Origin of the sequence: Xanthobacter autotrophicus (assembly GCF_030015065.1) — a bacterium.
GTDB classification, from domain to species: Bacteria; Pseudomonadota; Alphaproteobacteria; order Rhizobiales; family Xanthobacteraceae; genus Xanthobacter; species Xanthobacter autotrophicus_D.
In genome coordinates this window covers 1-798 of sequence record NZ_JAIVFN010000283.1, presented here as the reverse complement: position 1 = coordinate 798, position 798 = coordinate 1, and the positions used below count along the sequence as shown (strand labels likewise).

Sequence of the window (798 nt, the reverse complement as noted above, 5' to 3'; positions counted from 1 at the left end):
GCCTTGGTCTCGTCCATGTACTGCTTCACGCCGGGGTAGCGCTGGAAGTAGCGGTCGATGTAGGCGGCCGCGGCCTTGTTGTCGATGCCCAGGTTGCGCGCCAGGCCGAAGCTGCTCATGCCGTAGATCAGCCCGAAGTTGATCACCTTGGCATAGCGGCGCTGCTCGCTGCTCACCTGGTCCACCGAGACGCCGAACACCTCGGCCGCGGTGGCGCGGTGCACGTCCAGCCCTTCGGTGAAGGCCCGCAGCAGCGCGTCGTCGCCGCTCAGGTGGGCCATGATGCGCAGCTCGATCTGGCTGTAGTCGGCGCTCGCGATCACGCGGCCCGGCGGGGCCACGAAGGCCTCGCGCACGCGCCGGCCCTCGGCCGTGCGGATGGGGATGTTCTGCAGGTTGGGCTCGTTGCTCGACAGGCGCCCCGTCACCGCCACGGCCTGCGCGTAGTGCGTGTGCACGCGGCCCGTGCGCGGGTCGGCCAGCTGGCCGAGCTTGTCGGTGTAGGTGCCCTTGAGCTTGGAGAGGCTGCGGTGCTCCAGGATCTTCGCGGGCAGCGGGTAGTCCTCGGCGAGCTTCTCCAGCACCTCTTCGTCGGTGCTGCGCGCGCCGGTGGCGGTCTTCTTCACGACCGGCAGGCCGAGCTTGTCGAAGAAGATCTCGCCGAGCTGCTTGGGGCTGCCGAGGTTGAACGGCTGCCCGGCGATGTCGTAGGCCTCCTGCTCCAGCTTGAGGATGCGCTGGCCCAGGTCGTGGCTCTGCTGCTGCAGCGTGGCCGTGTCGATCAGCACGCCGTTGCGC

At 69.0% G+C, this 798-nt stretch carries 1 protein-coding gene; it reads right to left on the bottom strand.

Features of this window, described 5'->3' with window-relative positions; genetic code table 11:
* The coding region (locus tag K9U40_RS23110) for a DNA polymerase (RefSeq protein WP_282892417.1) at window positions 1–798 on the bottom strand (798 nt) is incomplete at both ends.